This is a genomic window from Marinobacter shengliensis, assembly GCF_003007715.1.
In the GTDB taxonomy this organism is placed as follows: domain Bacteria; phylum Pseudomonadota; class Gammaproteobacteria; order Pseudomonadales; family Oleiphilaceae; genus Marinobacter; species Marinobacter shengliensis.
The window spans coordinates 869,283-895,973 of sequence record NZ_PXNO01000027.1; the positions used below are offsets into that span (position 1 = coordinate 869,283).

A 26,691-nucleotide genomic window follows, 5' to 3' on the forward strand; every position below is an offset into this window, starting at 1 on the left:
TCCGGAGAATCGATAGTGTTGGCAATCGAGACGCCGCTCGAACCGCTGGCCTTCAGTCATTCTATGGAGCTGACTGTACGCGTCTGTTCGAAAGCGCACACAGGTAACTGAGCCGACGCTATAAGTCTGGTGACACTGGAACTCACGCGGGAAGCACTCCATGCCAAACAGGCAAAGCCAAATCCTCCGGGTCGTCGTTCGGGCCACCGGTCCGGCTCTTGAATGAGCCTTCCTCAATGGGTATCCGGTATAGCGCAGTCGCCTTACGCTCTTTTAGGTTGGGTGCGCGAACCTGTTCCCATCGCCCTGGCTCAATCTGGTTGATGACGGCCCGAAACGCGGCATCAAACTCGGAGTCTTCCGTCACCGGTGAAGCTTTCCCGAACAGTACGAGCGATTCGTAGTTCGCACTATGATGGAAGGCGGACTTGGTCATCACCCATTCATTTGTCACCGCAAACGATATGCATAAGAGGTCCCCTGCACTCAGGCGTTTTGACAAACGCCCTCCGTTCAGCGTGTGCAGGTAGAGGTTGTCATCCAGCCGCCAAACCGTTAGTGGCACAATGCGTGGCTCCCCCTGTTCCACAAACGCCACATGAGCCGTTTTCAGGCGATCAATCAGCGCATAGGCCGGAGCGCGGTCATAGCTTGCACGCTTGGGGGCGCGCTTTACCTGACTGCGGGGGCAGAAAGTTAATGGGGATGAGTTTATCGTCGGTTCGTTTGTTGCCGTCATCGTCTGCTCCTGAAGGGCTGTGCGTCCAAAAAGTACCCCGCTATTGAAAGCCACTTCTGATACCATCAGAAGAGCCAGATTATGATTTTAGTTAGGACCAGTTGGTATGATCGATGATATTCGCCTGACCGGTGAGGCACCGCTCCAAAAGCAGCTTTACCAGCAACTGTCCGAGCGCATTCTGAAGCAGAGATTTCCAGCTGGGAGCCGTCTCCCTTCTAGCCGACAGATGGCTCTGGATCTTGGGATTAGCCGGAACACCGTGAACGCCGTGTATGATCAGCTCAAGGCTGAGGGATTCCTTACAAGTTCTGCTGGCAGGGGTATCTTTGTACATGAAGACATCAAGGCCGCGGTAAAACCGGCTGGACCGGGGCTGAAACAGCCAATAAAAAATGCTACTTCCCTTCCCCCATTGCCCGCTGTTCCTCGCAACAGGCTCAAAGCAGTGGAAGACGCAAGCCTGCCGTTTCAGCCGGGTCTACCTGATCTGGATGCCTTCCCCATTCGAGCTTGGAACCGGATTCTTCATCATCAGGAGAGCCGTCGTGCCCTAAGAGGTTATGACACCATTCAGGGATATCAGCCACTTCGGAGTGCCATCGCCAGCTACTTACGGGCCTCTCGGGGCGTTCGCTGCGAAGAACATCAGATAATCATTACCAATGGTGCCCAGCAGGCGCTGTCCCTCATCGCCGATGTGTTTCTGCAACCTGGCGATCGTGTCTTGTGCGAGAACCCTGGATACAGGGGCGCTCGTAACGCACTGAGTCGTCACAACAATCCCTTGGTTCCGGTCCCTTTGAGGAACCAGGTTCTGGATGTAAGCGCACTATCTGAACTTGGTCCGGCGAAACTTTTCTTTTGTACCCCCACTCATCAGTATCCGATGGGTGGCATCCTCGACCTGTCCCAGCGCATGGCGCTTGTACGGTGGGCACAGCAAAATAACTGCTGGATTATCGAAGACGACTACGACAGCGAGTTCCACTTTTACAACAAACCCTTTGCCGCCATTCAGGGGATGTTCGACAGCGCCCCGGTGCTTTATGTGGGTAGCTTCAGCAAAACGCTGATGCCCTCCCTACGGGTGGGCTACCTGGTGGTGCCCGAGCCCGTTGTCGAACCCTTGCTCTGGGCCAAACAGATTAATGGCGGGGAGTCTCCTTTGATGACTCAGGCCACCATCGCCGAGTTCATCGAAAGCGGCCAGTTCACGCGACACCTGCGCCGCATGCGCCAGCTTTACCGGGATAAATGGCAGCTTTTCCAGAAGCGATTAACGGAAGAGCTCGGAGGCCTGCTGCAGCCTGTGGCGGAAAGTGCCGGCATGCACCTGGTGGTGGAGGGAGATTTTGACGATGTGTCCGTCAGCCAGTGGCTGAAAACCCGGGGTTTTGGCAGTACGCCGCTGAGCGCCCACTTCATCGGACAACAATCCCGGAGTGGACTGGTGATGGGGTTTGCCAGCGCCAATGAGCGCCAGATCGAAGAGTGTGTGGTGGCGTTAAAAGCGGGATTGGCGAACTTCTAGCCGCCCCAGGACCGCAAACTCTCAGTCAGGAAATCTGCAGCATCGAAATCCGGTGGCCGCTGGAAGGCGGTATCCAGTAATTGCACATCGCTGATGCGGTCCAGCCGGAACGAACGCATGGCCTGCCTGAGGTGGCAAAACCCAGTGAGGTACCAACGCCCCTGCCGGAACACCAGGCCGTAGGGATCAACGCTTCGATCTATCCCGCCATGGTCCTCGGAGTGATAGGTTAATCCGACCCTGCACATAGCTTCCGCAGCAACCGTTAACGTTTGAAGGGCACGGTCGTCCAGGCTGGGTTCGCCTCTTGGCAGGATCACGCGGGTGGTATCACTGACACCGCGTACGCGTTTCTTCAGGTTTGCGGGCATTACCCGTTCCAGTTTCGCCTGGACACTGGCAATGGCGGGTGCAGCATCCGTAAGACCAAGCTGGCGGACGGCCAGCAGCCCCAGTGACACCGCCAGGGTTTCCTCTTCGGTAAACATCATGGGGGGCAGCTTGAAGCCAGCCACCAGTCGGTAACCCCCGTAGCGCCCCTGCTCCGTCGTTATCGGGATCCCGAGATCCTCCAATACCGTGATGTAGCGCCGGATTGTACGCCGGTCCACGCCAAGCCGCTCGGCCAGTTCGGCACCGCTAATCTGGCCGTGTGCCTGCAATAACTCCAGCACGGTAAGCACCCGGGTTGTGGGACCAGACATAGTCGCCCTCCTGCTGGCAGCATTTTCCGGTGTTCGTATTAAAGATGCATTGTCAGGTTTATTTAGGACAGTTTTTCGCCTACATACAAATTAATCTGGCCCTGCAGTAACTCACATCACTGAAATACTGACTTGAGAAGGAGATCAAACATGTCAGAGATTACCTTTTACACTCACCCTATGTCCCGTGGCCGGGTAGTGCGCTGGATGCTGGAAGAAATTGGCGTTCCTTACGCGGTAGAGACCATGCAATTCGGCCCGGAGATGAAAACCCCGGAGTACCTGGCCATCAACCCCATGGGTAAGGTGCCTGCGATCAAACACGGCAGCACCGTCGTTACCGAAGTGGCGGCCATCTGCGCCTACCTGGCGGACCAGTTCCCCGAGAAGAATCTGGCGCCACCGCCGCACTCGATGGAACGCGGCCCCTACTACCGCTGGCTTTTCTTTATGGCAGGGCCCTTTGAGATGGCCACCAGTGCGTTGGCCTACGGCTGGAAAATCGATAACAGCAACGTGCAGGCTGTCGGCTGTGGCCGCGTGGAGGACAGTGTCAATACCCTGGAAAAAGTACTCGGCCAAAGCCCTTACATCTGCGGCGATCACTTCACCGCGGCGGATGTGCTGGTCAGCAGTTACCTGTGGTGGGAAACGATGCAGAAAAATATTCCGCAGAATGAGGTATTTCAGGACTACATCAAACGCACGGAAAGCAGGCCCGCCGCCCAACGTGCCAATGAACTCGACGATGCGCTGGCCGAGCAGATGGGCGTTACGCCGGTGTAGGATCAGGCGAAGGGCTCGGCTTGGTTGAGCCCTTCGTTTATGACTGATCCATCAGTGCGAAATCCACCTCATCCATGGATTCTCCAAGGAAGTCCAACAGTGCTCTGACGGCAGGCAACAATCCCCTGCGGGACGGAAATACCGCGTGAAGTATTCCACCCCTCGGCTGCCAACCCGGTAGTACATTAATCAATCGCCCTTCGACCAGGTCCCGACCACCTACAATCAACGGCATACGCACTACTCCCAAGCCCTCCAGGGCCGCCTGTCTGAGTGTAAACACATCGTCAGTGACAAGCCTGGGCGAATGCCGTACCTGCGCCGTGGCGCCACCCGGTCCATCCAGGCACCAGATGTGTTTGCCGTCGGATTGTTCAAAATCCAGGCTCGGCAGATTTGCCAGCTCATCCGGATTCTCAGGTTTGGTGTAATGGTTGAAGAAGTTCTTAGACGCCATCAAACATTGCGGGCTTTTTGACAGCACCTTCATGGTAAGCCCGCTGTCTTCCAACGGAGGAAATCGGACCCGTAGCGCCAGGTCCAATCCCTCTTTCAGGACATCCACCCGGCGGCTGGTGGCGTCAATCTCGACTTTCACCTCCGGGTATTTGGCCATAAAGCGCACTAACAGCTGGCCAACATGAAAATAGATCAAGCCAGGCGGGCAGCTCATCCGGATTACCCCCCTGGGCTCCGCCCGCGATCGATCTATCACCTCCTGAGCCGCCTCGGCCTCCACCAACATGGCAACACAGTGACGGTAATACTCCTGCCCAAGCTCTGTGATGGTAAAGCGTCGTGTAGAGCGATTGATCAACCGGGTGTCCAGGCGGTCCTCCAGCATCGCGATACGACGGCTCAGTTTGGATTTGGGCACGCCAAGCGCCCTTCCCGCCGGTGCGAAACCGCCGTGGTCCACCACCTTGACGAAGTAAAAGAGGTCGTTGAGATCCTGCATATCGGTCATCGTCCTGAATTTGGAACGGTGAGTATAGATTTACAACCTACTCAGACCAAAGGGCCCGGACTATTCTGGCACCTCACGACAACATTGGCATAGACCCCAAGGTATCCGGGGCAACCGATGTTTATGTGCCGAAAACTAAAACAGGAGAATGGATATGGCGTTTAAATACAATCGTTTGAACAAGGATGATGTGGCTCTGCTGATGGTAGACCACCAGTCAGGCCTGTTATCGCTGGTTCGGGATTTCTCGCCAGACGACTTCAAGAACAATGTGTTGGCGCTGGCGGACATTGCCAAGTTCTTTGATATCCCGACCATCCTGACCACCAGTTTCGAGAATGGACCCAATGGCCCGCTGGTGCCGGAATTGAAGGAAATGTTCCCGGATGCGCCGTATTTAGCGCGGCCCGGTCAGATCAATGCCTGGGATAATGAAGACTTCGTGAAGGCGGTGAAGGCCACGGGCAAGAAACAGTTGTTGATTGCCGGCGTGGTGACCGATGTGTGTGTTGCTTTCCCCACACTCTCAGCCCTGGAAGAAGGCTACGAGGTGTTTGTGGTAACCGACGCCTCCGGCACCTTTAACCAGACCACCCGTGATGCTTCATGGAGCCGAATGGAACAGGCCGGCGCACAACTGATGAACTGGTTCAGCGTTGGCTGCGAACTGCACCGCGACTGGCGCAATGACATCGAAGGCTTTGGCGGCATCCTGGCCAAGCACCTGCCCCATTATGCCAACCTGATGCAAAGCTACGGCGCCCAGCAGGGATAATGCGGTCAAACCTCGCAGCCAAAGCGCTTGGGTGCGGGGTTCTTCAATTGACAGAGCCTACACCTGGAACCAATCTTCTTACATAAACCTGCCTCTCCGTCAGATCTGGAGCCCAAATGAGCAATCTCTCATCACAAACCGAATTCGACTGCCCGATCACCAAAGAATGCGGCGCTGTGGTTCAACTCCTGCAACCTCGTGAACGAGACCTCGGTGGCTTTTCCGTGCGGCGGGTTCTTCCGGTGGTGGGCCAAAAGATGATCGGGCCCTGGATTTTCTTTGATCATATGGGGCCTGCACACTTTCCTTCCGGCGACGGCATCAATGTGCGCCCTCATCCGCATATTGGCATTGCTACCGTCACTTACCTGTTTGAAGGCGAAATACTGCATCGCGATTCCCTCGGGAGCCTGCAACCCATCCGCCCGGGCGATATCAATCTGATGGTGGCCGGGCACGGTATTGTGCATTCGGAACGGGAACGCCCGGAGATCACGGCAACTGACCACACTCTCCATGGCTTGCAGCTATGGCTGGCGTTGCCTGAGGCGGAAGAAGAAACAGATCCCGCCTTTTATCACTACCCGGAGAGCACCGTACCCTCCGTGTCGGTAGGTGATGTGCAAGTCCGTGTGATGATGGGTACCGCCTATGGCGAGACCTCACCGGTGAAGGTGTTTGCCGACACCCTGTATATAGAGGCCTGGCTGAAGCCTGGCCAAAAGCTTACCTTGCCGGACGCCCAGGAACGCGGTCTCTATGTGGCGAAGGGTCGACTTCTGGCAGGCGAAACAGAGATTCCCGAGTTCTCCATGGCCGTTCTGTCAGAGCAGCAAGGCGTCATCGTTGAAGCCTTGGAAGAAACGCGGCTCGCACTGATTGGTGGCGAGCCCCTTGGTAAACGGTTTATCGAGTGGAACTTCGTTTCCAGTCGCAAGGAGAGAATTGAAGAGGCCAAGCGTGATTGGGAAAACGGCCGATTTCCCTCCGTTCCTGGCGATGAGGATGAGTATATCCCTCTTCCGGGCTAACAGGAGGCTCTTACAACCAGCGCCGAACCCTCTCTGCGTACTGATTGAACTGGTCTCCGAACAGGTCCCGCATATGACGCTCCTCAGGCTTGATCTGGAACCGGTTCATATACAGCACGTAGAGCGGAAGCAATAACGCAGCGAATACGCTGCCGAGATATAACCACCAGGCTGCCAGAATCATCAGGAACCCCACATACATGGGGTTTCTGGTATGGCGATACACGCCACCGACCACCAGGCTGTTGGTCTGGTGTGGCGTGCGTGGGTCTACCGTCGTGCCTGCACGCCTGAAAGCGAGAACGCCCATTAGTGCGATGACCGCACCGGCAACCAAAACAACGGCAAACAGCAGAAACCTCCCTGGAAACGCGAAGTACCCGGAAGGCAGTACCCGGGAAACTGCCCACATGGCAGCCCCAAAGAGTAGCGTCAGGATAACCGGTGGAACCTTTAGCTCGAGCGCTTTCACTTGTCGTTCCCTTCCACGCTTTTAACCGGACAGTTTTGAGATAATGCCAAGTGAATTGTTGGCAGCATCCCGTACTTCCCGATACCGTTCCGGGTTGTTGATCAGCGTGTCCAGATTATCCTCTGGAAACATGGCTTTCAGTTTCGTTTTGGCGTCATCGCCATCAGCGATGGCGGGCATTAACTGCTGAAGCGCCCGCAGCATCACTTCCGGTGACACGGAAGCGCCCGGGGATGCCCCAAGAATGGTGCCATAGGTTTTGTCGGAAGACACAATAATCTCCGTGCCCATCTGCAAATCGCCATCCTTGATAATCTGAACCCGCTGCCCCGCTTCTACCGGCTTCCAGTCAAACTTTTTGCTCAGACCGGGTGCAAACTTATCCAGGGCCGCCAACATGCTTCTATCGCCTTTGAAGGTTTCGGATATCAGATACTTAACCAGCGGGAAATGCTCAAGGGCGACATTCAGTAGCCCTGGAATGTCATGCAGTCGCATGGCCCGGACGTAATCGACAAAGCCCCTGCCTTTTTCCAGTACTGGTTTAAACGAGGCAAACGGGCCGAACAAAAGGTAGTGCTGGCCGTCGGCCACCCGTAAATCCAGATGCGGTACCGACATCGGCGGGGCCCCAACCTCGGCTTTGCCATAGGTTTTGGCCCGGTATTGATCCGCCTGTTCCGGAGTGATCCTGGCTTGCAGAAATCGTCCGCCGACGGGAAACCCGGTAAACCGGCGAGCGAACGGTAGATGGCTCTTCTTCAGAATCGGAAAGGCTCCCCCGCCGGCACCCACAAACAGAACGTCCGCCCGGTGTTGCACTGGCGCGCCCCGGGTTTGGGTTTCAACCAGCCAGCTCCCTGCCGGGCTGCGATGCACTCGCTTAACATGCACACCATATTCAATCTTTACACCTAACTGATTGGCGTAGTCAGCCATGAGCTCGGTCAAGGCGCCAAAGTTGACGTCTGTGCCGGTTTCGATAACGGTAGCGGCCATTTTCTCATGGCGTGCGCGGCCCTCCATGGTGAAGGGAATCCAGCTTTTGATTTCATCGAAGTCTTCGGAGTACCGCATGTGCTCGAAGAAATGATGGGCCGACATTTCTTTGAATCGCAGTTTCAACTCCTCAATGGAGGGTTCGGAAACGATGGTGCAATGCTTGGTCTGGTTGATGAAGCTGGTCGGCTCTTTGATGGCTCCCTTGTTGACCAGGTACGCCCAGAACTGTTTGGCAACGTTGAACTGGGCGTGAATTTTGAGGGCCTTCTCAACGGAAATAACCTCTTCATCCACCGGTGTGTAGTTAAGCTCGCAATTGGCTTCGTGACCGGTACCGGCATTATTGAATGCCCAGGAGTTACCCGCACCCGCACGGTCCAGGCGCTCCAAAATGGTTACATCCAGTTCCGGGGCCAGTTCCTTTGCCAGGATGGCAAATGTCGCCCCCATAATGCCTGCGCCGATGATGGTTACTTTCATACAGTTTGCCGCCAGTGTCCGTTCGGGTGTGTTTGACTGAAATTTCCTGTTCTGAACCTAACACAATTCCAGCGGCCTCGATAACGGCGTCAAAATACGCTACTATTGACCTGTATATTTATACAGTCATCCATAAACAGCGAGGAATCTTCTTAATGGCTGTTCAATCTTTGTTCTACTCAGACCGCGACGGACTCGAAATGGCACTCAAGAATCCCGACTCGATGCTTTTCACCACCAAGGCTGATGCTGATGCCCGCGATAAAATGCTGGAGCTCTCGGAGAATATCCAGCTCTGGTTTGAAAAGAAAATCCCGGATATGCCGGAAGAACTTGCTGAACAATGTGCGCTGCTGATTGCTGAGAACAAGGACCTGTTCCAGAAAGCACTGAAGAAGCCGGAGATCCTGGCCGAAGCCGAGACTCCGGCTGACTAGATGCGAACGCCTGGGCCGCCCGCCAGTCGGGAATTCTCTATTTTTCTTGGGTGGTATTGATTCGTACACTGGTCTGAAAATCAATGGTAACGTAACAACACCCGTAACCCGGAATACCATTTAGCAAGGAGTCTCTAATGGCCAACACCCGCGCATACGCTGCCACAAGCCCTACTTCCGGCCTGGCGCCCTACTCCTTTGACCGGCGCGAGCTGAGACCAGACGACGTCGCCATTGAAATCGATTACTGCGGCGTTTGCCACAGTGACCTGCATACCGTCGAGAACGACTGGGGCGGCTCTCAGTATCCCGTTGTTCCTGGCCACGAAATCATTGGCCGTGTCACTGCCGTAGGCCAGGATGTCACCCGCTACCAGCCCGGTGATCTGGTGGGCGTAGGCTGCATGGTTGATAGCTGCCGCACGTGTTCTGCCTGCGATTCCGGGCTGGAGCAATACTGTATTGAAGGCTCCACCATGACGTACGGCAGCCTGGATCGCCACGATGGCACCGTCACCCATGGCGGTTACTCTGAGAAAATCGTGGTAAGCGATCGTTTCGTGGTACGCGTGCCGGAAAACCTGGACCCCGCCAGCGCTGCACCGCTCCTGTGTGCCGGTATCACCACTTACTCCCCGCTTAAGCACTTCAAAGTCGGCAAGGGCCACAAAGTGGGCGTTCTTGGTATGGGAGGCCTGGGCCACATGGGTGTGAAGCTGGCCAAGGCCATGGGGGCGGAAGTCACTATCTTCACCCGTTCAGAAAGCAAAGTGGCGGAGGCGAAGAAGCAGGGTGCTGACCACGTCATCATTTCCACAGACAAGGCGCAGATGAAGGCCGCTGCGGATTCCTTCGACTTCCTGCTCGACACCATTCCCGTGGCCCACGATCTCAACCCTTACCTGAAGTGCCTGAAATACGATGGCACCCATATTCTGGTAGGGCTGCTGACGCCTGTGGAGCCCGCACTCCAGGCGGGGCTATTGGTAACCAAGCGGCGGGTGGTTGCCGGTTCGCTGATCGGCGGTATGCCGGAAACCCAGGAGATGCTTGATTTCTGCGCGGAGCACAACATTACCTGTGACGTGGAAATGCTGGACATCCGCAACATCAATGACGCCTACGAGCGACTGAAAAAGAGCGACGTGAAGTATCGCTTCGTGATCGATATGAACACGCTCAAGCATGCTTGATTGTTGCCCGTTCAAGACCCCGGGCTGGCCTTGTGTCGCCCGGGTGGTCTTTGACAATCCGCTAATAACCAATCCGGTTGCAAAGGGTTAGCATGGGTCTATTGTTATCGTAATTGACCTTGGATACAGCGCATGACCTTTGCACGCATTGCCGGAACCGGCTCCTACCTGCCGGACAACATCGTTACCAATCGCGACCTGGAGCAGAAGGTGGACACCTCTGACCAATGGATTCGCGAGCGCACCGGCATTGAACAACGTCACATTGCCCTGCCCGGCCAGTCCACTGTGGATCTGGCAGAGCAAGCCGCACTGCGGGCCATCGAAGCCGCCGGCATTGAGGTAACGGATATTGACCTTATTGTTTTTGCTACCACCACCCCGGATAAGGTTTTTCCGAGCTGTGCCTGTATTCTCCAGGCCAGGCTTGGTATTCAGGGTTGCCCGGCCTTTGATATCCAGGCGGTATGCAGCGGCTTTGTCTATGCCCTGGCAACGGCCGAAAAGTTCATCAAGACCGGAGCCAGTAAAAAAGCCCTGGTTATTGGCGCTGAAGTATTCTCCCGCATTCTTAATTGGGAAGACCGTGGCACCTGCATTCTGTTTGGTGACGGGGCCGGCGCGGTTGTTCTGGAAGCCAACGAAGAAACCGGAATTTTGTCTACGCATCTACATGCCGACGGGCGCTACGAAGACCTGTTACACGTTCCTTGTGGTGCGTTTGTGGAAATGAAAGGCAACGAGGTGTTCAAGGTTGCCGTAAACACCCTTGGGCAGATTGTGGATGAAACCCTGCAGGCCAATCAGATGCGAAAATCCGACATCGACTGGCTGGTACCACATCAGGCAAACCTGCGTATCATTGCCGCCACGGCCCGAAAACTGGATATGTCCATGGACCAGGTTGTGGTGACTGTTAATCGCCATGGCAACACCTCCGCAGCGTCCATTCCCCTGGCGTTGGATGAGGCCGTTCGGGATGGACGTATCAAACGGGGTGAAACCGTTCTGCTGGAGGCCTTCGGCGGAGGGTTTACCTGGGGCTCCGCATTGCTGAAATACTGATCAGGCACGGCGTCCTCATACCCAAAAGCGCTATTATTATTTTCTTTTAGTATTTTTGGTTCTTAAAAAACTTTGTTAGATTGCTTCTCAGATTCACTATTTCCGGTTCTGAGGAGCGTCTGATGAAACAACTGCTTAAAGGATTTGCACTGGGCGCCGCCCTGCTTTCCGCCCAGCCTGCACTGGCCGCTGATAGTGAGCTTCTCAACACCTCCTACGATATCGCCCGGGAACTGTTCGCGGCCTACAACGTGGAGTTCCAGAAGCACTGGCAGGAAAAAACCGGTGAAACGGTCAACATTCGTCAGTCCCACGCTGGCTCCTCCCGCCAGGCGCAAGCCATCATTCAGGGCCTCAAGGCAGACGTAGCCACCTTTAACCAGGTTACCGATATCGACATCCTGCACGAACGCGGTCAACTGATCCCGGAAAACTGGGCAGAGCGTTTGCCAAACAACAGCTCCCCCTACTACTCCACCATGGCGTTCCTGGTGCGCAAGGACAACCCGAAGAACATCCAGAACTGGGATGACCTGGTTCGCGAAGATGTTGCCCTGGTCATGCCTAATCCGAAAACATCCGGTAATGGTCGTTATACCTATCTGGCTGCTCTTGGTTATGCCCAGGATGCCTATGGTGACGATGAGGCAAAAATCGACCAGTTCATGGCCAGTATGCTTGGCCAGGTTAGAGTCTTCGACAGCGGCGGCCGTGGCGCCACCACCACCTTTGTTGAACGCGGCATTGGCGATGTGCTGCTGACCTTTGAATCCGAGGTCCTGAACATCGCCGATCGTTTCGAGAACGGCGAATATGAAGTAGTCACCCCCAAGGTCAGTTTCCTTGCCGAGTTTCCTGTGACCTGGATTGATGATTACACCCGCCAGAACGGGACTGAAAAACTGGCAAAAGAGTACCTGAGCCATCTGTATTCTGAAGATTCCCAGCGCTTGCTGGCCGGGTTCAACTACCGGGTCCATAACCAAAAGGTTATCGAGGAAAACGCAGACCGTTTCCGTGAGCTGAAGTTGAAATCCATCGATGAGATTGCTGGCGGCTGGGAAAACGCCATGAGCAAGCATTTCAGCAGCGGTGGCAAACTCGACCAGTTACAACGGCGTCGGTAAGAGGCTGAGATGTCTGCTCCCGCTCAAGTGAGCGCCGCCCCAGCGCGGCGCTTTTCAGGTCGTAGCAAACGGGTATTGCCGGGGTTTGGTCTGAGCCTCGGCATTTCGCTGTTTTTCGTCAGTCTGGTTTTGTTGCTCCCGTTATCTGGCCTGGTGGTGGAAACATCCGGCATGACCTGGGATCAGTTCTGGTTCACGATCACCGATCCCCGGGTGGTTGAATCCTACAAGGTGACGTTATGGACTGCCCTGGCCGCATCGCTGTTTAACGGTGTCTTTGGCCTTCTATTAGCCTGGGTTCTGGTACGTTATGACTTCCCTGGCAAGCGTATCCTGGATGCCTTTGTAGACCTTCCGTTCGCATTACCCACCGCGGTTGCCGGCATCACCCTGGCTACCCTGTTTGCCCAAAACGGCTGGTACGGCCAATGGCTGGCCAAACTGGGCATTGAAGTGGCGTTCACCCCGTTGGGTATCGTTGTTGCCATGGCTTTCACCAGCATTCCCTTTGTGGTGCGCACTGTCCAGCCTGTGCTGGAGGAATTGTCACCGGCGGATGAGGAAGCCGCGGTCAGCCTCGGTGCCTCCGACGGCCGGGTGTTCCGCAAGGTCATCTTTCCGTCGTTGTGGCCTGCACTGGTCACCGGCATTGCGCTTTCCTTCACCCGCAGCCTGGGTGAATTTGGCGCCATCATATTCATTGCCGGCAATACCCCCTACGTCAGCGAAGTCACCAGCCTGATGGTATTTATCCGGTTGCAGGAGTACGACTATGCTGCGGCCAGTGCCATTGCCTCGGTTGTTCTGTTGGCTTCACTGGTACTGCTATTTTCCATCAACCTCTGGCAGGGCCGATACCTGCGCCGCCTGGAGGGCCGATAGATGGCAGCTGAACATCATCGCGTCGGCGATCAACCCTGGGTGCGCCGCCTGCTCATTGGTACTGCGGTTCTGGTGTCGCTTGTTCTACTGGTGATTCCGGTGGTGGTCATTTTCTTCCAGGCCCTGAGTGCCGGCTGGAGCACCTTTACCGGTAACGTGCTGGACCAGTTCACCCTGCACGCCATCGGCCTGACCCTGCTGGTTGCAGCACTGACGGTGCCACTCAATCTCATCTTCGGTACTGCCCTCGCCTGGGCCGTTACCAGGTTCCGGTTTCCAGGCCGGAAACTGCTGGTGACCCTGATCGATATTCCCTTTGCCGTTTCACCGGTAATCGCCGGCTTGCTGTATCTGTTGCTTTATGGCCGGAACGGTTGGCTCGGCGGCTGGCTGGCCACCCACGATGTCCAGTTGATGTTTGCCTGGCCGGGCATTGTCATGGTCACCGTATTTGTCACCTGCCCGTTCGTTGCCCGCGAGCTCATCCCGCTGATGCAACAGCAAGGCAGTGAGGAAGAGGAAGCCGGCGTGGTTCTGGGCGCTTCTGGCTGGCGTATTTTCCGGAAGATTACCCTGCCTAACATCAAGTGGGCGCTGATCTACGGCGTAGTACTGACCAATGCCCGCGCCGTGGGTGAATTCGGTGCCGTGTCTGTTGTTTCAGGCAATATTCGCGGTGAAACCAATACCTTGCCGCTTCATGTTGAACTGCTTTATCAAGATTATAACGTGGTAGGCGCCTTCGCCAGTGCCGCCCTGCTGGCAACCATTGCCATCCTGACGTTAGTCGTTAAAGCCTTTGTAGAGTGGCGCCAATCCCGCCCAACGATCCTGACGCCCGAGAAAGGAGGTGTCTGATATGAGCATCACTATCGACCAGATTTCCAAAACCTTCGGCCGTTTCCAGGCGCTGAAAGACGTTTCGCTGGAGATTCCTGAAGGTAAACTGACCGCGCTTCTGGGGCCGTCCGGCTCGGGCAAAACCACGCTGCTGCGGATTATCGCCGGGCTTGAATCTTCGGACTCTGGCCGAATCCTGTTTGGCGGCGATGACGTCAGCAACCTGCACGTTCGGGATCGTAATATTGGCTTCGTGTTTCAGCACTACGCCCTGTTCCGTCATCTTACCGTGGCAGAGAATATTGCATTCGGCCTGGAGTCCCTGCCCCGCAAACAGCGGCCGACAAAATCCGAGATACGCCAGCGGGTGGCCAAACTGCTGGAGATGATCCAGTTACCGCAACTGGCTGGCCGATATCCGGCGCAATTGTCCGGTGGCCAGAAGCAACGGGTGGCCCTGGCCAGGGCCCTGGCAACTCAGCCCCGTATACTGCTGCTGGACGAGCCCTTTGGCGCCCTGGATGCGAAAGTGCGCAAAGACCTGCGTCGCTGGTTACGGGCGCTGCATGACGAGTTTCATTTCACCAGCATCTTTGTCACCCATGACCAGGAAGAAGCCCTGGAGCTGTCCGATCAGGTGGTGGTCATGAGCCAGGGACAGGTGGAACAGGTCAACGAACCTACCGATCTGTATGCACGGCCCGAAAGCCGGTTTGTGTTCGACTTCCTGGGCCATGTCAATGTGGTCTCCGGCGTCGTGAAACATCATAAGCTGGTTCAGGGGGATGCCTGGGTGTCTCTGCCCGGGCAGAAGTCTGACCAGGAAGCCCAGCTTTACTTGCGCCCCCATGAAGTCCACCTTGCCCGGGCGCCAGCGATTCACGCCCGTTTACCGCTGCGTATCGAGGCCATCAGTCTGATTGGCTCGGAAGTGCGGATAGAGCTCGTGCCGGTGGGCTGGAACAGTGACGAGATCTGGGAAGTTGGCATGAGCCACAACGAATTCGCCCGCCACAACCCAAGCCGGGGTGAACTGTGGTACGCGGTGCCAGACATCGGCCACCTGTTCGTTGCCGATAGTGCCCAGCCACGATCCGTCGACTGGGCTTATACCACAGCGGCTAACGCCAGTAATATGTAATCCTCAGACCGCCATCCAGCGGCCGTCGGAATACTGCTGCAGGCCGCTGTCATCCATCCGCCAGAGCCAGAGCCACCGGTTTTCAACCAGGGCTCTTACGTCGTCCTGGGCCTGTAGTACTTGCTCAATTCGCTCTGGTGGCGCGTCGATCACCACGGTCAACCGCATCGGTTCGTGGCGAAAACGTTCACCATCGTGAACGGATTGCCAGGGTAATCCGATGCGAAGATCGGTGCCGTTGCCCTCGACAACCCCGATATTACCTCCCACCACCGAATGCAGCAGCTTGTTGCCTGCGCCATAGCGTGAGGGCTGGGACACAGACCCGAAATACTGAAGATTGATCCAGTTTGCCACCACCATCGGGGCCGACATCAGCGCAGACAACACAGAACCTGTGTCGTCCAGCTCCGGCCTGTATTCGTGAAGGAAGCACCGGCCGGCAAGATTGATTGCGCGGCTTCGGTGCCGGGGCGCAATAATCATGGCGGCATTGTTTGCCAGCCCCCATTCGGGCCTGATCTCCGCCCAGTTATGGGTACGCTTGATGAGTTCTTTCAGGAGAGCTTCATCGGAATGACCATTCAGGCCTAGCGTTCCTGCCCGCTCACGGCGTGTGGCAGCCGAGGCCCTTTCAAAGCTCTGCAATAGTTCATTGGCAATCCGTTCATGGCTTGCGGGTATGGCCTTTTCCCCCAGCAGGCGCACCTGGTCTGTCACGGTGCAGTGTTCTGCCGCCACTACCAGAGTACTGTCGGGCACAATGATCCCCCGCTCCACCAGACCGGCGCGCACACTGCGGTCGTTAAGCAACTGTGCGGCAATGCTGGCATTAACGTCGCCGTTTTTACCGCCGCAGGCTCCGCAGGCAAGTCCAGCCTGGTTCGGATTGTTATCGGTGTGAGCGCCATGGCCGACCAGCACCAGCAATGGTGCAAAATTGCCGGTCAACGACATGGATCTCAGCAGCCCCTCAGCAAGGTTAACCCGCTCTGGATCCGATAAGGGATCTCCGCCATAGCGGTGGAACAGGCGGCCTTCCGGCGCCGTCTCCCTGGTTTTTCGGTTCTTGTGCAAGCCATCCCGAATCAGCTTCCACGCCCATGCCAGTCCGGTGGTTTCCACCAACGTAAAGGTTGAAAGGCTACCGTATTTCGCATGTCGAACCGTTTCCCGTACCTGTTCCCGTCCATCCAGCCGCCTGTTGTGCTCCAGGTCTGCCGAAAGACTGCCAAGGGTATCAACATAACGAAAAGCCGGTGCCAGCAAACCCGGCAACCGGGCTTCATCGTCTGACGGGCCAAGTTTTTGATGCATCACGGGCACCCCAAAGAACCCGGCAACACCAAGGGTGTCTATCTTTGCCGAAGCGCTTTCCAGGTGCCGCCTCAGCACCTCTGAGCGGACATCAATACAGAACGCCGCCTGGACTTCAGGGATTCTGCTTGCCAATTCTTCGGGTTGTTCCGCCGGGCGCCGCAAGCAGTCCCTGAACTGGCGCTGCCATGCCATTTCATAGGCGCGATGCCAAACCCACATCAGTGCATCATCACCGTGAGCGTGCCTCGCCAGTTGCCCACCAGAGACCGCTTGTTGCCATTTAGCCCGCTCAGCGGCCGGTAGCGCAGACGCAGCCATCCACTCGCAAGCCAGTAACACCGTCGCTAACTGGTGGCAGAGGTGGGATGGCTGGCCGTCAAGGGACGCCCGCCAATCTTCACCGCGGCACCATGACGCCCAGCCCGGCAAATGCAGCAACAATGCATGTACCGCCGCCGTTAACTGATCTGGGGTATAAGGCAAAGCTTGAGCAAGAAAATCTGCAGCACTCTGCCAATCATCCGGAAGTTGTGCCGCCAGCGCTTTTGAAACCAGGCCCCGGGGACCGGCCATGGATAACCAGTAGCGATACAGGTCGGTACCCTTGGTGTTCGTCAGCCATTGTCCCTGCCGATGATCAAAATACCGACCACAGAGCAGCCCGAGAAACTGCGTAGTCTGTGATAGCGCATCACCGTCACTCGATGGCTGAATGTGTGACAGCGCCAACCCCGGTTTCACATCACGTGGCCGTACCCGGGACAACTGCTCAAGCAATAATTGCGTCGGCCTGTCTACCCCCTGCGCCTCGGCTGCAGCTATCAGGTCGCTCTCACGGATACGGCCGCCGTGCCAGGCCTCCAGATAGAATTCCGGCGCCATCAACATGCCCTGCCCCCTGCGGGAAACCAGTTCGATGGCGGCTTCCTCGATACCTTGATGCCTGTGGCCCCACCAGGGATTCACCGCTATCCACCGATCCAGAGGCCAGCTAGGGGCAATCCGCTCACAGGCCATAGCGACCTGATCAACAGCCTGGTTCTGACCAACATCCGGCACGCGTAAAGTGGCACTCATGATGGTTCTCCTGAAGACAGAACGTAACGGGCTTTTTTCGTCTTTTCCGTACCATCCTGAAGCCATTGCCTGGCCCACCGTCGGGTAACCCGTTCGAACGGTTGATCCAGATACAGGCCCTGGCTGAGCGGTAGGTTCAACCGCTGCAACCAGGCCCCATCCGGCCGAAAAAGCACGAGTAATGACATCCCCGCCAGAAGACCCAGCATTACCCAGGCCACCACATTGGCCGCCGGCCAGAGCATAAAAGTATCTGCGCCCGTAACCGCAGGCCCCAGTACCAGGTGGAGAAGACCATATAGCGGTACCAGACTGATCGCCATGGCGACAACCAATACCCGGGCTCGGGCCGTGCTACCCGACGGAACTCCGAGAACCGATGCGGCAACTGCCAGCACCAGTAACGCCGCCAGTATCGCTTTGCCCTCCACAAGCTCGGGAAGCATCCACAGCATGGCTGCCGCCAAACCTGATGCCACGCCGGCAAGCACCAGCTGCGATGCCCCCGGTCGACCGGAGAAGTAGACCGCCGTGGCCTTTACCGTCCGGCCAGACGCCAGCAATGAGTGCGCTTTGTACAGTGAGTGGGCAAGCAAATGCAGTAATGCCAGGGTGTAGGCGCCCAGCGCAATCTCAAAGAGCATAAAACCCATCTGTGCGTTGGTGGACCAGACCAGCGCGTGTTTTACCGAGCTCTGAGTCATCATGGCAAACACGGCCACGATGGCGGTAACGCCGCCAGCGACAAGCAACAGGAAGTGGCCCGCTGTAAACCCTTCGAACACCGGGAACAGCCGCAGCCAGAGGAACCCGCCGAGGTTGATTACTCCAGCATGAAGCAGGGCCGATACCGGCGTAGGCGCTTCCATCACCCGGATCAGCCATCCGTGAAATGGAATCTGTGCGCATTTGAGCACGGCGGCAACGGCAAGCAGTACGGACGCGGTCGTCAGCTCGGGGGACGACCCACCAATTTCCCTGGCCAATGCGTAGATTTCGGGGATATGAAAACTGCCGTAGTGGCGCCAGATAAACACCACAGCACCAATAATCGCCAGATCACCCAGGCGACTGGTAATGAACTTCTGTGCAGCGGCCAACCGGGCTTCCGACCGTTCCGGGTAGAGCGTCAGCAACTGGTGCAAGGCCAGGCTGACACCAATCCAGGCGAATGCCAGAACCAGCAGATGATTGGTGAATACCAACACCAGCACACTGGCCACTGTGGTGAGGAACCAGGGCAAGAACACCGGGAAGGCGGCATCGCCACGCAGATAATCCCGGGAGTATCGCAGAATCACCCAGGAGACAAAACTGACCATCAGCGCCATCCATACCGACAGGCCATCGGGATACAGCCCGAGCGGTGCCCCCAGTTCCGGCAACCGCGTATCCAGCCCGGCCGACTTCAGCAACAAAAGAAAGCCCACCACACCGGTGACCACAATCAGCGTTTGCAGCAAAAACTCCGCCAAGCGCCAGCAATGGTCAATCTTGGTTTTCGATCGAGTCCAGTTGGCGAAGCCGGCCAGCGCCAGGAGCAGGATCGGCAAGGCCAGCCAGGTAGCCAGGGCGGAGGTGGAAAATACGCTGGTGATTGTCGGCATAACGAACTCCTTTAGCGAACAGAGCTACTGTGCCGATTAGGAATTCATAGATAAAATGGTTTATAAAGATTAAATTGTTCACCAAAAGAGAACAAAGGCAAATCCGGGGAATATCCATGCGCCTGAACTATCATCATTTATACTATTTCTGGAAAGTAGCCAGCACAGGCCATTTGACCCGCGCAGCGGATGCGTTGCATATCTCCCAGTCTGCGCTGTCCGGTCAGATCCGGAAACTCGAGGACAGTCTTGGCCATGAACTGTTCATCAGGGAGGGGCGACGGCTAAAACTATCCGAAGCCGGCCGCGTGGCCTTCACCTATGCGGAAGATATTTTTCGCCAGGGCGCGGAGCTGGAAGCCCTTTTCCGAACCGGGCGCCAGACCAATCGGGAGGTGCTCAAGGTTGGCGCGGTAGCGACTCTGTCAAGGAACTTCCAGGAAGGCTTCCTTCGGCCACTGCTCGGCCGCCAGGATCTGGGCCTCAAGCTCCAGAGCGGAAGCCTGGAAGATCTGCTACGAAGACTATCGGCCCACCGTTTGGATCTTATTCTGTCCAATCAACCCGTTCACGGTGACGACGAAACCCCTTGGCTATCACGGCGTATTGCAAGGCAACCTGTCAGCATTATCGGGCCGGCGGCCGCCGAATCCCGGGTCGGCTTTCCTGACATGCTGCGTGACCAACCACTGATAGTGCCGGGCCAGGACAGCAATATCCGGCAGGCTTTTGACCAGCTGTGTGAGTACCACCAGATTCACCCGATTATTCTGGCTGAGGTGGACGACATGGCGATGATGCGCCTGCTAACTCGTGACAGCGGGCATTTCGCCATCCTGCCCCCGGTGGTTGTGCGTGACGAATTGCGCAAAGGCGAACTCAGGGATTACGGTGCATTGCCGGGCGTGTTCGAAGAATTCTATGCCATTCGTATTCGCCGGCAATTTGAGTCTCCGGCCCTGCAGGAGTTAATGGCTCAACCTCCGGAACGACTATTGACCTTTCCGGACAATGATTCTGGTTGAACTGGTCTTTTGATGCGGCGCCGGGGCCGTTATAGTCATAGGGAGTAAAAATACAACAAGATCAGGAAGTAGCCATGACATCACGCGCCCCTCAAAAACCTTCTGTCATCATAATCGGCACCGGATTTGGCGGGCTCGGCATGGCTATTCAGCTAAAAAAAGCCGGCTATGGGCAAATCACATTGCTGGAAAAAGAAGGCGCCGTTGGCGGAACCTGGCGAGACAACACCTACCCCGGCGCGGCCTGCGACGTGCAATCGCACCTTTACTCCTACTCCTTTGAGCCCAAACACGACTGGAGCCGGAAGTTTGGCCTCCAGGCCGAAATACTCGGGTACATGGAGCATTGTGTTCACAAGTACGACCTGGCGCGCCATATCGAGTTCGACCGTGCCGTAGCCACGGCCAGCTTTGACAGCCAGTCGAATGAGTGGGTAGTGGGTACAGAATCGGGCCATGAATATCGCGCTGATGTGCTGATCACGGCCACCGGGCAGTTGAACCGCCCTGCCATACCCGCCATTCCCGGCATTGACCGTTTTAAGGGCACCTGCTTCCATTCTGCGCGCTGGAACCACGATTATGATGTGACCGGCAAGCGGGTTGCGGTGATCGGCACCGGCGCCAGCGCCATCCAGTTTGTTCCAGAAATTACGCCAAAAGTTGCAGCGCTGGACCTGTATCAACGCTCCGCTGCCTGGGTATTGCCGAAAGCCGACCGCCCATTTACCGCGCTTGAGCAATCACTGTTCCGGAAACTGCCGGCCTGGGACAGGCTCTACAGGGCCATGATCTACTGGAAGAACGAGTCACGCGGGCTTGCCTTTACCCGGTTCAACCGGCTACTGGATATCTTTGCCCGACAGGCCAGGAAGGAAGCACAGACATGGGTGACCGACCCCCACAAACTGAAGCACATCATTCCGGACTATCGTATCGGCTGTAAACGGATTCTGATCTCCAACGACTGGTACCCGGCCATTAACCAGCCGCACCTGAATCTGATCACTGAGGGAATTTCTGAGATCGATGAAACCGGCGTTGTAACCTCCACTGGAGAACACCGCCCCGTCGACGCCATTATTTTCGGAACCGGCTTCAAGGCGACGGAGTTTTTGTCACCCATCAAGATCACTGGTCGTCAGGGTGTTGCCCTGAACGACGCCTGGGCAGACGGCAGCAAAGCGTTCAAAGGCATTACCGTGAATGGCTTTCCGAATCTGTTCATGCTGTATGGGCCCAACACCAATCTGGCCCACAATTCGATTCTGTTCATGCTGGAATCCCAGTTCCGCTATGTCATCAGCTCACTTGATTCCCTGGCCAGATACCCCGGGGCTGCCATGGAAGTGCGGGAAGATCGGCAATCCCGCTATTGCCAGGTGGTCCAGCACAGCCTTGAGAACAGCGTCTGGGATTCCGGATGTACCTCCTGGTATCTGGATGAACATGGCCGTAACACCATCAACTGGCCCGGGTTCACGTTCAGCTATCGCTTCTCTACCCGCGCTGCAGACACCGCTGATTATCAGTTTCTGGAGCCTGAAGCAGGCCGTTAGTCCTCTGCTGTAACCAATCGGTTGCAGTTCAACGCCAAACATAGGATGATTGGTTCATCATTTGTCTGGGTGATCGGAAATGTTAAAGCCAATCAAAAAAGGCTCCCTGGTGGAGACAGCCATCGAAAGCCTTAGGGAAGCCATCGAAAGCGGCCAGTGGCCTGTCGGAAGCCGGCTTCCGGTTGAAGCCGAGCTGTCTGAGGCTCTGGGGATCAGCCGCAACACCATCCGTGAAGCCGTTCGGGTGCTGGTGCATGTGGGTATGCTGGAAACCCGCCAGGGCGATGGTACCTACGTACGTGCCAATCGCGACGCTGGAGAAACGCTGCGGCGTATTGCCCGCAGCCAGTTGGCGGAACAACTCGAGGTGCGGCTGATGCTGGAAACGGAGGCCGCGAGGCTGGCGGCCACTCGGCGCACCGACAGCGACCTGAAAGCGATGAGCGACGCGCTGGATGCACGAGCCAGCGCCGGGGACAACCTCAACGAAAGAATCCACCATGATGAGTGGTTCCACCATGCGCTTGTGCGCGCTTCCCACAATTCCGCTCTGATCGAGCTCTATGATTATTTTTCACACGCCGTCAGCCAGACAATCGAACGTACGGAGCGCGATGACGACCTGCCAGAACCCAGCCAGGAGGACCACGAACTTCTGCTGGCAGCCATCCGCCGAAAGGATCCAGCCAAGGCAGAAATGCTTTCGCGCGCCCTGCTCTCCCCCAGCCTTGACGTGATTAACCGGCAGAATCAGCCATGAAATTTCGTCTCGATACGTTCACCCTTCTATTGCTCGGCGCCATCGTCCTGGCGTCGTTCCTGCCGGTTACCGGGCAGGCCGCGGACCTGCTTGCTACCACCGGTACCATTGCCGTAGCCCTGCTATTCTTTTTCCATGGTGCAGCCCTATCCCGGCAACAGATTATCGACGGCGCCACCCATTGGCGCCTGCACATCCTGATTACCGCCCTGACCTTCGTGTTCTTTCCCCTGGCAGTATTGCCCATTAATGGTCTCAGCAACCTGGTGCCGGAATGGATGCCGAGGGATCTGGGGTTGGGGTTTCTCTATCTGGGCGTACTTCCGTCAGCGGTGTCGTCGTCCATTGCCTACACCGCCATGGCCAGAGGCAATGTGCCTGCCGCCATATGCAGCGCTGCAGCGTCTAATGTGTTTGGAATGATGCTCACTCCGTTCCTGCTGCTTTTACTGGTTTCGACTTCCGGAACCGGGGAGTTTGCAGTGGCTGAGGCGTTGAAAGACATCGTTCTGCAACTGTTGCTGCCCTTTGCGGTGGGGCATGCCTTCAGGCCAATGCTGGGTGGTTTCCTTTCACGCAATGAATCGTTGATGGCCCGTTACGACCAGTGTGTCATCTGGATTATCGTTTATTCGGCATTCTCACACTCGGTAGTGAGTGGGCTTTGGCAGAACCTTCCACTTCAGGCCGTGGTACTGACGATCCTGCTATGCTTTGGTCTGCTTGGCTTGTTCATGCTGGTGGCGATGATGATGGTCAGAAAGCTCGGCTTCAGCCTGGAAGACGAAGCCGCGGTGGTGTTCTGTGGTTCGAAGAAAAGCCTGGCATCCGGTTTGCCAATGGCCAAAGTGCTGTTCTCTGGCCATCCGGGCTTCGGCATGATTGTGCTGCCGATCATGTGCTACAACCAGATTCAGGTCATCGTCGGGGCCATCCTGGCCCAGAAGTATCGAGCGAAAATCGATCGGGCGTCAGCCGCCCATGCCTCCGAATAGGGTTGCCAGGATAACCAGGCCGACGATCCACCCAATAACGGCAGGCCAGAAATTCACCATCTGCGGTGGTTGGTCTGCCTGATCCGCACCGGCCTGCTCCCTGGACACCTCTTCATCCGGGTAATTTCGCGGGTCTGGTTCATGGCTTGCTTCCCGAACGCTGAACCAGTCAAACCAATCACCCAGAAACTGAGCCACCGGACGGGGAAAACTGCCGTTCTCTGCCATCGGGCGGATCTGGGGCTCAAGGCTTTTGGCGATTTCCCTGCGTAGCGGTAACTGGTCTGCAGGCGGTTCGCACAAGATGGCCTTCCAGATACCAGCATCCTGCTGGCGCTGGTTGTCGTTCATCAGGGCTTTAATCTGAATCACCACTTCGCGGACAACCTGGGCTTCGTGGGCGTCCAGCGCCCGCTCTGCGTTGCTCTCACCCCCGGATTCCTCAGTCTGCTCTCGGCGGACTTCTTGGGCGACTGGCTCAGGTTGGGCGGCAGCGCTGGCGGCCGGCATGCCACCGGTCGCCTCCCTGAACGCCTGCTCCAGCGCCTGGGCCTCTCTGTCCGAGGCAAATTTCATCTGGCGCTCATAAGCCTGCCGAATGCGTTCGCGATCTCCGGTTGGCTCGATGCCAAGGATGTCCCAGCAATTCATAAAACAGTCACTCCGGATCTGTAAAATCTGTAATCTTTATAGAGACAAATCAATCGTTCTCCCCTAGGATTCAGGGAGAATCACAATAAATCAGTCCGCTCGGCAAATTATAGAACGACACCCATGCGCATTACGAATTACCTGTCAGAAAATCGCGCTAACCGACTCCGCATGCGCAGAACCTTCGGCCATTCCCTGCTTGCCTCAGCCATTTTAGCCCTCTCGACCGGCAATGCCGGCGCGGATACCGGTTTTCCGGAGTTCAGCAATGGGTTGGTGGCTTTCGGCGATGACATTCCAGAGGTGCTGACCACCACCCGGCTGCGCCAGCCAAAAACCCGGGTTCCCGGAAGCACCACGGTGATCACCGGTGATATGATTCGGGACCTTGGCATCCAGAACCTGTACGAGGTGTTCCGCCTGGTTCCGGGCATGGTGGTCAATTTCGTTGGTAGCCACCAACCGGTTACCACTTACCATGGCACCGTTCATTATGAACAGCGCCGGATGCAGGTGCTGGTAGATGGTCGTACCGCCCACAAGGCCACCCTTTCCGATATGGATTGGGAAACCATGCCAGTACCACTGGACATGATTGAACGCATTGAAGTCGCTCGGGGGCCCAACTCAGCCGCCTATGGTATCAATGCCTTCCTGGGCACCATCAACATCATCACCCGGGACCCGGCCGATACCGCCGGAGTGGAAGCACGGGTGGTTCGGGGCTCTCGGGGGCATCTGCGTACTTTTGGTTCAGTGGGTAATGCCGATCCGGATCTCGATTGGCGACTTACCTATGAGAAGCGCAAGTTTGATGGCTTCGACTACCAGGTAGACGGCGGCGAACGCTTTCCATTCCATGATGGCCACGACATCAACTCCTTTACCTATGATTCCCGCGTCAAGATCAACGACCGCACGGATGTTGAACTGCGGGGCGGCGTTGTGGATGGCATGAATTACCAGGACAAGGATAAAAGCGGCGAGCTGAACCCGTTCGAGAATCCTGATATTGATGTGCGGGACTACTACCTGCAATCCAAACTGAACGTTATTGCTTCCGAGCGCCATTTTTTCCACGTAATGGCCAGTGTCCAGAACTTTGACCGACGCCAACAGTACGTTGTTGGTTTCCCGGATAGTACCGTTCAGTGCCTCAGAGACAACACACCGCTGTATCAGTACACCTATTTCCCGGATGGCAGTCGAGAACGGCTCTGTTTTGTGGACGGAGGTGGCGCACCCGCCATTGCCCAGGTAGACGCGGATTCAGAGGATACCCGCCTGGAACTGGAGTTTCAGGATACCATTCTGCTCAGCGACGACCTGAGAATCGTCTCTGGCGCGGGATTCCGGAAAGATACCTTCCGCTCTGAAACCTATTTCAACGGCCGGGGTAACAATTACCAGTCCCGCTTCTTCGGCAACGTGGAATATACGCCGATAAACTGGCTGACACTTAACGCAGGCGGTAACTGGGAGCGCACAAGCACAACAGACGATCACTACTTCTCGCCCCGGTTGGCTGCGAATTTCACCCTCAATAGCCGGCACGCCCTCCGCTTTGTCTATTCCCAGGCGGTCAGAACCCCGGATGGTTTCGAGCAGAATCCGGACTGGGGCTACACCCTCCGCAATGTCCGCCCTGCGATTTATTCCGATCTTGAGGGCCGCAGGGTAACAACCGCGGATGCGTACGAAGACCTGGGGTGGCTTACGCTCGGCAAAGACCTGAGGGAAGAACGAATCATTTCCCGGGAAGTCAGCTACTTCGGCCAGTTCCCGCTAGAGCGGGCTATGCTGTCTCTGGAAGTGCGGGGCTTCAAGGATGAAATGCGGGACATGATCAGCGGTGTTATTCAGCTCAAGGACTGGAGCATCGACAACAACGTTGCCGTGGATCAGCAAGGTTTTGAAGTGGAAGCGATGATTGAATACCCCGGCACAACCTTCCGTGCCAGCTACGGCTACCTGGATCAGGATACCTGGTACACCGGTCAGCCAATCATCAACCAGGACGGTGACCTTGATATCAGAAAACAGGACCAGGCGGTCAGTCTGCTGACCCGGCTTTCTGTGCGACATTCCGGCAGCCTGGCACTGATTCAGGACCTGCCGTGGGGGCTCAAGGCCTCATCCGCCTTCTACTGGGCAGACGAATTTGGGCGTAGTCAATTCGAGCGCATTGATGCGAAAGTTGCCAAGCGCTTCTATCAGCCGCGGTATACCGCTGAAGTGGCCTTTACCATGCAACACTATCTGAACCGGGAAGCCGAGCTGAGTTCCGATAACAACATTGAGGACCACAATCAGTTCTTTGTGGAGGCAGGAGTTCGGTTCTGACACTATGCTGAAAGGACTGACTAACGGGATAGCACACCAACCGGGAAGGTATGATCTCATCCAGATTTTCTGACACTAAACTGCCACGAGTCCTGCAAGGGATCAGCCGAGCCGCGATGGTGGCGGCGCTGATGCTTCTGCTGCCATGGTCCCCTTTTGTCTCCGGTCAGAACGGTGAG

General features: G+C 56.4%; 24 protein-coding genes. 16 read left to right on the top strand and 8 right to left on the bottom strand.

What is annotated here, in order from left to right:
* Nucleotides 1–142 precede the first annotated feature (142 nt).
* Nucleotides 143–739, bottom strand: coding sequence for a pyridoxamine 5'-phosphate oxidase family protein (locus tag C7H10_RS17115; RefSeq protein WP_106695803.1), 597 nt, complete (start codon nt 737–739; stop codon nt 143–145).
* Nucleotides 740–845: 106 nt separating this feature from the next.
* Here C7H10_RS17115 and pdxR point away from each other — a divergent pair, with 106 nt between their 5' ends.
* Nucleotides 846–2,273 (top strand): MocR-like pyridoxine biosynthesis transcription factor PdxR, encoded by a 1,428-nt coding sequence (gene pdxR / locus C7H10_RS17120; RefSeq protein WP_106695804.1) that lies wholly within the window; start codon nt 846–848, stop codon nt 2,271–2,273.
* Here the strand turns inward: pdxR and C7H10_RS17125 are convergent.
* The gene (locus tag C7H10_RS17125) at nt 2,270–2,977 is read right to left on the bottom strand and encodes a helix-turn-helix transcriptional regulator (protein WP_106695805.1); all 708 of its coding nucleotides are present in this window, start codon (nt 2,975–2,977) and stop codon (nt 2,270–2,272) included. The genes pdxR and C7H10_RS17125 overlap by 4 nt on opposite strands.
* A gap of 150 nt (nt 2,978–3,127) precedes the next feature.
* On the opposite strand from C7H10_RS17125, the gene C7H10_RS17130 reads away from it, so the two are divergent.
* Nucleotides 3,128–3,763 carry a glutathione S-transferase family protein gene (locus tag C7H10_RS17130; protein WP_106695806.1) on the top strand — a complete coding sequence of 212 codons (636 nt, stop codon included), beginning with the start codon at nt 3,128–3,130 and terminating at the stop codon, nt 3,761–3,763.
* Between the two features lie 37 nt (nt 3,764–3,800).
* Here C7H10_RS17130 and C7H10_RS17135 read toward each other — a convergent pair whose 3' ends face one another.
* Nucleotides 3,801–4,721, bottom strand: a complete 921-nt coding sequence (locus tag C7H10_RS17135) for a LysR substrate-binding domain-containing protein (protein ID WP_106696038.1) — start codon at nt 4,719–4,721, stop codon at nt 3,801–3,803.
* A 163-nt stretch (nt 4,722–4,884) separates the two neighbouring features.
* On the opposite strand from C7H10_RS17135, the gene ycaC reads away from it, so the two are divergent.
* Nucleotides 4,885–5,505 (top strand): isochorismate family cysteine hydrolase YcaC, encoded by a 621-nt coding sequence (ycaC, locus tag C7H10_RS17140; RefSeq protein WP_106695807.1) that lies wholly within the window; start codon nt 4,885–4,887, stop codon nt 5,503–5,505.
* 116 nt (nt 5,506–5,621) lie between these two features.
* The gene (locus C7H10_RS17145) at nt 5,622–6,536 is read left to right on the top strand and encodes a pirin family protein (RefSeq protein ID WP_106695808.1); all 915 of its coding nucleotides are present in this window, start codon (nt 5,622–5,624) and stop codon (nt 6,534–6,536) included.
* A gap of 10 nt (nt 6,537–6,546) precedes the next feature.
* On the opposite strand, the gene C7H10_RS17150 is transcribed toward C7H10_RS17145, so the two are convergent.
* Entirely contained in the window at nt 6,547–7,008 is a 462-nt protein-coding gene (locus C7H10_RS17150; protein WP_106695809.1) for a methyltransferase family protein, read from the bottom strand.
* A gap of 21 nt (nt 7,009–7,029) precedes the next feature.
* Nucleotides 7,030–8,490, bottom strand: coding sequence for a malate:quinone oxidoreductase (locus C7H10_RS17155; RefSeq protein WP_106695810.1), 1,461 nt, complete (start codon nt 8,488–8,490; stop codon nt 7,030–7,032).
* 155 nt (nt 8,491–8,645) lie between these two features.
* Here C7H10_RS17155 and C7H10_RS17160 point away from each other — a divergent pair, with 155 nt between their 5' ends.
* From C7H10_RS17160 to C7H10_RS17190, 7 genes are all read left to right on the top strand, one after another.
* Nucleotides 8,646–8,927 carry a YebG family protein gene (locus C7H10_RS17160; protein WP_106695811.1) on the top strand — a complete coding sequence of 94 codons (282 nt, stop codon included), beginning with the start codon at nt 8,646–8,648 and terminating at the stop codon, nt 8,925–8,927.
* Between the two features lie 137 nt (nt 8,928–9,064).
* Nucleotides 9,065–10,120: an NAD(P)-dependent alcohol dehydrogenase gene (locus tag C7H10_RS17165; RefSeq protein WP_106695812.1), complete on the top strand. Its 1,056-nt coding sequence runs from the start codon at nt 9,065–9,067 to the stop codon at nt 10,118–10,120.
* A 132-nt stretch (nt 10,121–10,252) separates the two neighbouring features.
* Nucleotides 10,253–11,185, top strand: coding sequence for a beta-ketoacyl-ACP synthase III (locus C7H10_RS17170; RefSeq protein WP_106695813.1), 933 nt, complete (start codon nt 10,253–10,255; stop codon nt 11,183–11,185).
* Nucleotides 11,186–11,307: 122 nt separating this feature from the next.
* Nucleotides 11,308–12,312 carry a thiosulfate ABC transporter substrate-binding protein CysP gene (cysP, locus tag C7H10_RS17175; RefSeq protein WP_106695814.1) on the top strand — a complete coding sequence of 335 codons (1,005 nt, stop codon included), beginning with the start codon at nt 11,308–11,310 and terminating at the stop codon, nt 12,310–12,312.
* Between the two features lie 9 nt (nt 12,313–12,321).
* A complete protein-coding gene (gene cysT, locus C7H10_RS17180) occupies nt 12,322–13,194 on the top strand; it encodes a sulfate/thiosulfate ABC transporter permease CysT (protein WP_106695815.1) in 873 nt (290 codons plus the stop codon).
* Nucleotides 13,195–14,052: a sulfate ABC transporter permease subunit CysW gene (cysW, locus tag C7H10_RS17185; RefSeq protein WP_061333386.1), complete on the top strand. Its 858-nt coding sequence runs from the start codon at nt 13,195–13,197 to the stop codon at nt 14,050–14,052.
* 1 nt (nt 14,053) lies between these two features.
* Nucleotides 14,054–15,175 (top strand): sulfate/molybdate ABC transporter ATP-binding protein, encoded by a 1,122-nt coding sequence (locus C7H10_RS17190; protein WP_106695816.1) that lies wholly within the window; start codon nt 14,054–14,056, stop codon nt 15,173–15,175.
* A gap of 3 nt (nt 15,176–15,178) precedes the next feature.
* Here C7H10_RS17190 and C7H10_RS17195 read toward each other — a convergent pair whose 3' ends face one another.
* Both C7H10_RS17195 and C7H10_RS17200 read right to left on the bottom strand, forming a co-directional pair.
* The gene (locus C7H10_RS17195; RefSeq protein WP_167392917.1) at nt 15,179–17,572 is read right to left on the bottom strand and encodes a YbcC family protein; all 2,394 of its coding nucleotides are present in this window, start codon (nt 17,570–17,572) and stop codon (nt 15,179–15,181) included.
* Entirely contained in the window at nt 17,569–19,179 is a 1,611-nt protein-coding gene (locus C7H10_RS17200) for an NADH-quinone oxidoreductase subunit L (RefSeq protein WP_106695818.1), read from the bottom strand. Before C7H10_RS17200 ends, C7H10_RS17195 begins: the two co-directional genes overlap by 4 nt.
* Nucleotides 19,180–19,295: 116 nt before the next feature.
* Here C7H10_RS17200 and C7H10_RS17205 point away from each other — a divergent pair, with 116 nt between their 5' ends.
* The 4 genes from C7H10_RS17205 (at nt 19,296) to C7H10_RS17220 (ending at nt 23,518) form a co-directional block, all read left to right on the top strand.
* The gene (locus C7H10_RS17205) at nt 19,296–20,204 is read left to right on the top strand and encodes a LysR family transcriptional regulator (protein ID WP_061333390.1); all 909 of its coding nucleotides are present in this window, start codon (nt 19,296–19,298) and stop codon (nt 20,202–20,204) included.
* Between the two features lie 74 nt (nt 20,205–20,278).
* Entirely contained in the window at nt 20,279–21,763 is a 1,485-nt protein-coding gene (locus tag C7H10_RS17210) for a flavin-containing monooxygenase (RefSeq protein WP_106695819.1), read from the top strand.
* 79 nt (nt 21,764–21,842) lie between these two features.
* Nucleotides 21,843–22,523: a FadR/GntR family transcriptional regulator gene (locus C7H10_RS17215; protein WP_106695820.1), complete on the top strand. Its 681-nt coding sequence runs from the start codon at nt 21,843–21,845 to the stop codon at nt 22,521–22,523.
* The gene (locus C7H10_RS17220) at nt 22,520–23,518 is read left to right on the top strand and encodes a bile acid:sodium symporter family protein (protein WP_106695821.1); all 999 of its coding nucleotides are present in this window, start codon (nt 22,520–22,522) and stop codon (nt 23,516–23,518) included. The genes C7H10_RS17215 and C7H10_RS17220 overlap by 4 nt, the downstream gene beginning before the upstream one ends.
* Here the strand turns inward: C7H10_RS17220 and C7H10_RS17225 are convergent.
* Nucleotides 23,495–24,169 carry a J domain-containing protein gene (locus C7H10_RS17225; protein WP_106695822.1) on the bottom strand — a complete coding sequence of 225 codons (675 nt, stop codon included), beginning with the start codon at nt 24,167–24,169 and terminating at the stop codon, nt 23,495–23,497. The two genes, C7H10_RS17220 and C7H10_RS17225, sit on opposite strands and share 24 nt — an antisense overlap.
* Nucleotides 24,170–24,292: 123 nt before the next feature.
* Here C7H10_RS17225 and C7H10_RS17230 point away from each other — a divergent pair, with 123 nt between their 5' ends.
* Nucleotides 24,293–26,512 carry a TonB-dependent receptor plug domain-containing protein gene (locus C7H10_RS17230; RefSeq protein WP_106695823.1) on the top strand — a complete coding sequence of 740 codons (2,220 nt, stop codon included), beginning with the start codon at nt 24,293–24,295 and terminating at the stop codon, nt 26,510–26,512.
* Nucleotides 26,513–26,691 lie beyond the last annotated feature (179 nt).

Excerpts from the sequence above, each read along its gene's own strand:
- C7H10_RS17135 (WP_106696038.1), bottom strand. The coding sequence starts at position 4,721 with ATGCAGGATCTCAACGACCTCTTTTACTTCGTCAAGGTGGTGGACCAC.
- C7H10_RS17210 (WP_106695819.1), top strand. The coding sequence starts at position 20,279 with ATGACATCACGCGCCCCTCAAAAACCTTCTGTCATCATAATCGGCACC.
- C7H10_RS17165 (WP_106695812.1), top strand. The coding sequence starts at position 9,065 with ATGGCCAACACCCGCGCATACGCTGCCACAAGCCCTACTTCCGGCCTG.
- C7H10_RS17170 (WP_106695813.1), top strand. The coding sequence starts at position 10,253 with ATGACCTTTGCACGCATTGCCGGAACCGGCTCCTACCTGCCGGACAAC.
- C7H10_RS17115 (WP_106695803.1), bottom strand. The coding sequence starts at position 739 with ATGACGGCAACAAACGAACCGACGATAAACTCATCCCCATTAACTTTC.
- C7H10_RS17155 (WP_106695810.1), bottom strand. The coding sequence starts at position 8,490 with ATGAAAGTAACCATCATCGGCGCAGGCATTATGGGGGCGACATTTGCC.
- ycaC (WP_106695807.1), top strand. The coding sequence starts at position 4,885 with ATGGCGTTTAAATACAATCGTTTGAACAAGGATGATGTGGCTCTGCTG.
- C7H10_RS17195 (WP_167392917.1), bottom strand. The coding sequence starts at position 17,572 with ATGAGTGCCACTTTACGCGTGCCGGATGTTGGTCAGAACCAGGCTGTT.
- C7H10_RS17160 (WP_106695811.1), top strand. The coding sequence starts at position 8,646 with ATGGCTGTTCAATCTTTGTTCTACTCAGACCGCGACGGACTCGAAATG.
- C7H10_RS17230 (WP_106695823.1), top strand. The coding sequence starts at position 24,293 with ATGCGCATTACGAATTACCTGTCAGAAAATCGCGCTAACCGACTCCGC.
- C7H10_RS17225 (WP_106695822.1), bottom strand. The coding sequence starts at position 24,169 with ATGAATTGCTGGGACATCCTTGGCATCGAGCCAACCGGAGATCGCGAA.
- C7H10_RS17205 (WP_061333390.1), top strand. The coding sequence starts at position 19,296 with ATGCGCCTGAACTATCATCATTTATACTATTTCTGGAAAGTAGCCAGC.
- C7H10_RS17200 (WP_106695818.1), bottom strand. The coding sequence starts at position 19,179 with ATGCCGACAATCACCAGCGTATTTTCCACCTCCGCCCTGGCTACCTGG.
- C7H10_RS17215 (WP_106695820.1), top strand. The coding sequence starts at position 21,843 with ATGTTAAAGCCAATCAAAAAAGGCTCCCTGGTGGAGACAGCCATCGAA.
- C7H10_RS17145 (WP_106695808.1), top strand. The coding sequence starts at position 5,622 with ATGAGCAATCTCTCATCACAAACCGAATTCGACTGCCCGATCACCAAA.
- C7H10_RS17220 (WP_106695821.1), top strand. The coding sequence starts at position 22,520 with ATGAAATTTCGTCTCGATACGTTCACCCTTCTATTGCTCGGCGCCATC.
- C7H10_RS17190 (WP_106695816.1), top strand. The coding sequence starts at position 14,054 with ATGAGCATCACTATCGACCAGATTTCCAAAACCTTCGGCCGTTTCCAG.
- pdxR (WP_106695804.1), top strand. The coding sequence starts at position 846 with ATGATCGATGATATTCGCCTGACCGGTGAGGCACCGCTCCAAAAGCAG.
- C7H10_RS17125 (WP_106695805.1), bottom strand. The coding sequence starts at position 2,977 with ATGTCTGGTCCCACAACCCGGGTGCTTACCGTGCTGGAGTTATTGCAG.
- cysT (WP_106695815.1), top strand. The coding sequence starts at position 12,322 with ATGTCTGCTCCCGCTCAAGTGAGCGCCGCCCCAGCGCGGCGCTTTTCA.
- cysP (WP_106695814.1), top strand. The coding sequence starts at position 11,308 with ATGAAACAACTGCTTAAAGGATTTGCACTGGGCGCCGCCCTGCTTTCC.
- cysW (WP_061333386.1), top strand. The coding sequence starts at position 13,195 with ATGGCAGCTGAACATCATCGCGTCGGCGATCAACCCTGGGTGCGCCGC.
- C7H10_RS17130 (WP_106695806.1), top strand. The coding sequence starts at position 3,128 with ATGTCAGAGATTACCTTTTACACTCACCCTATGTCCCGTGGCCGGGTA.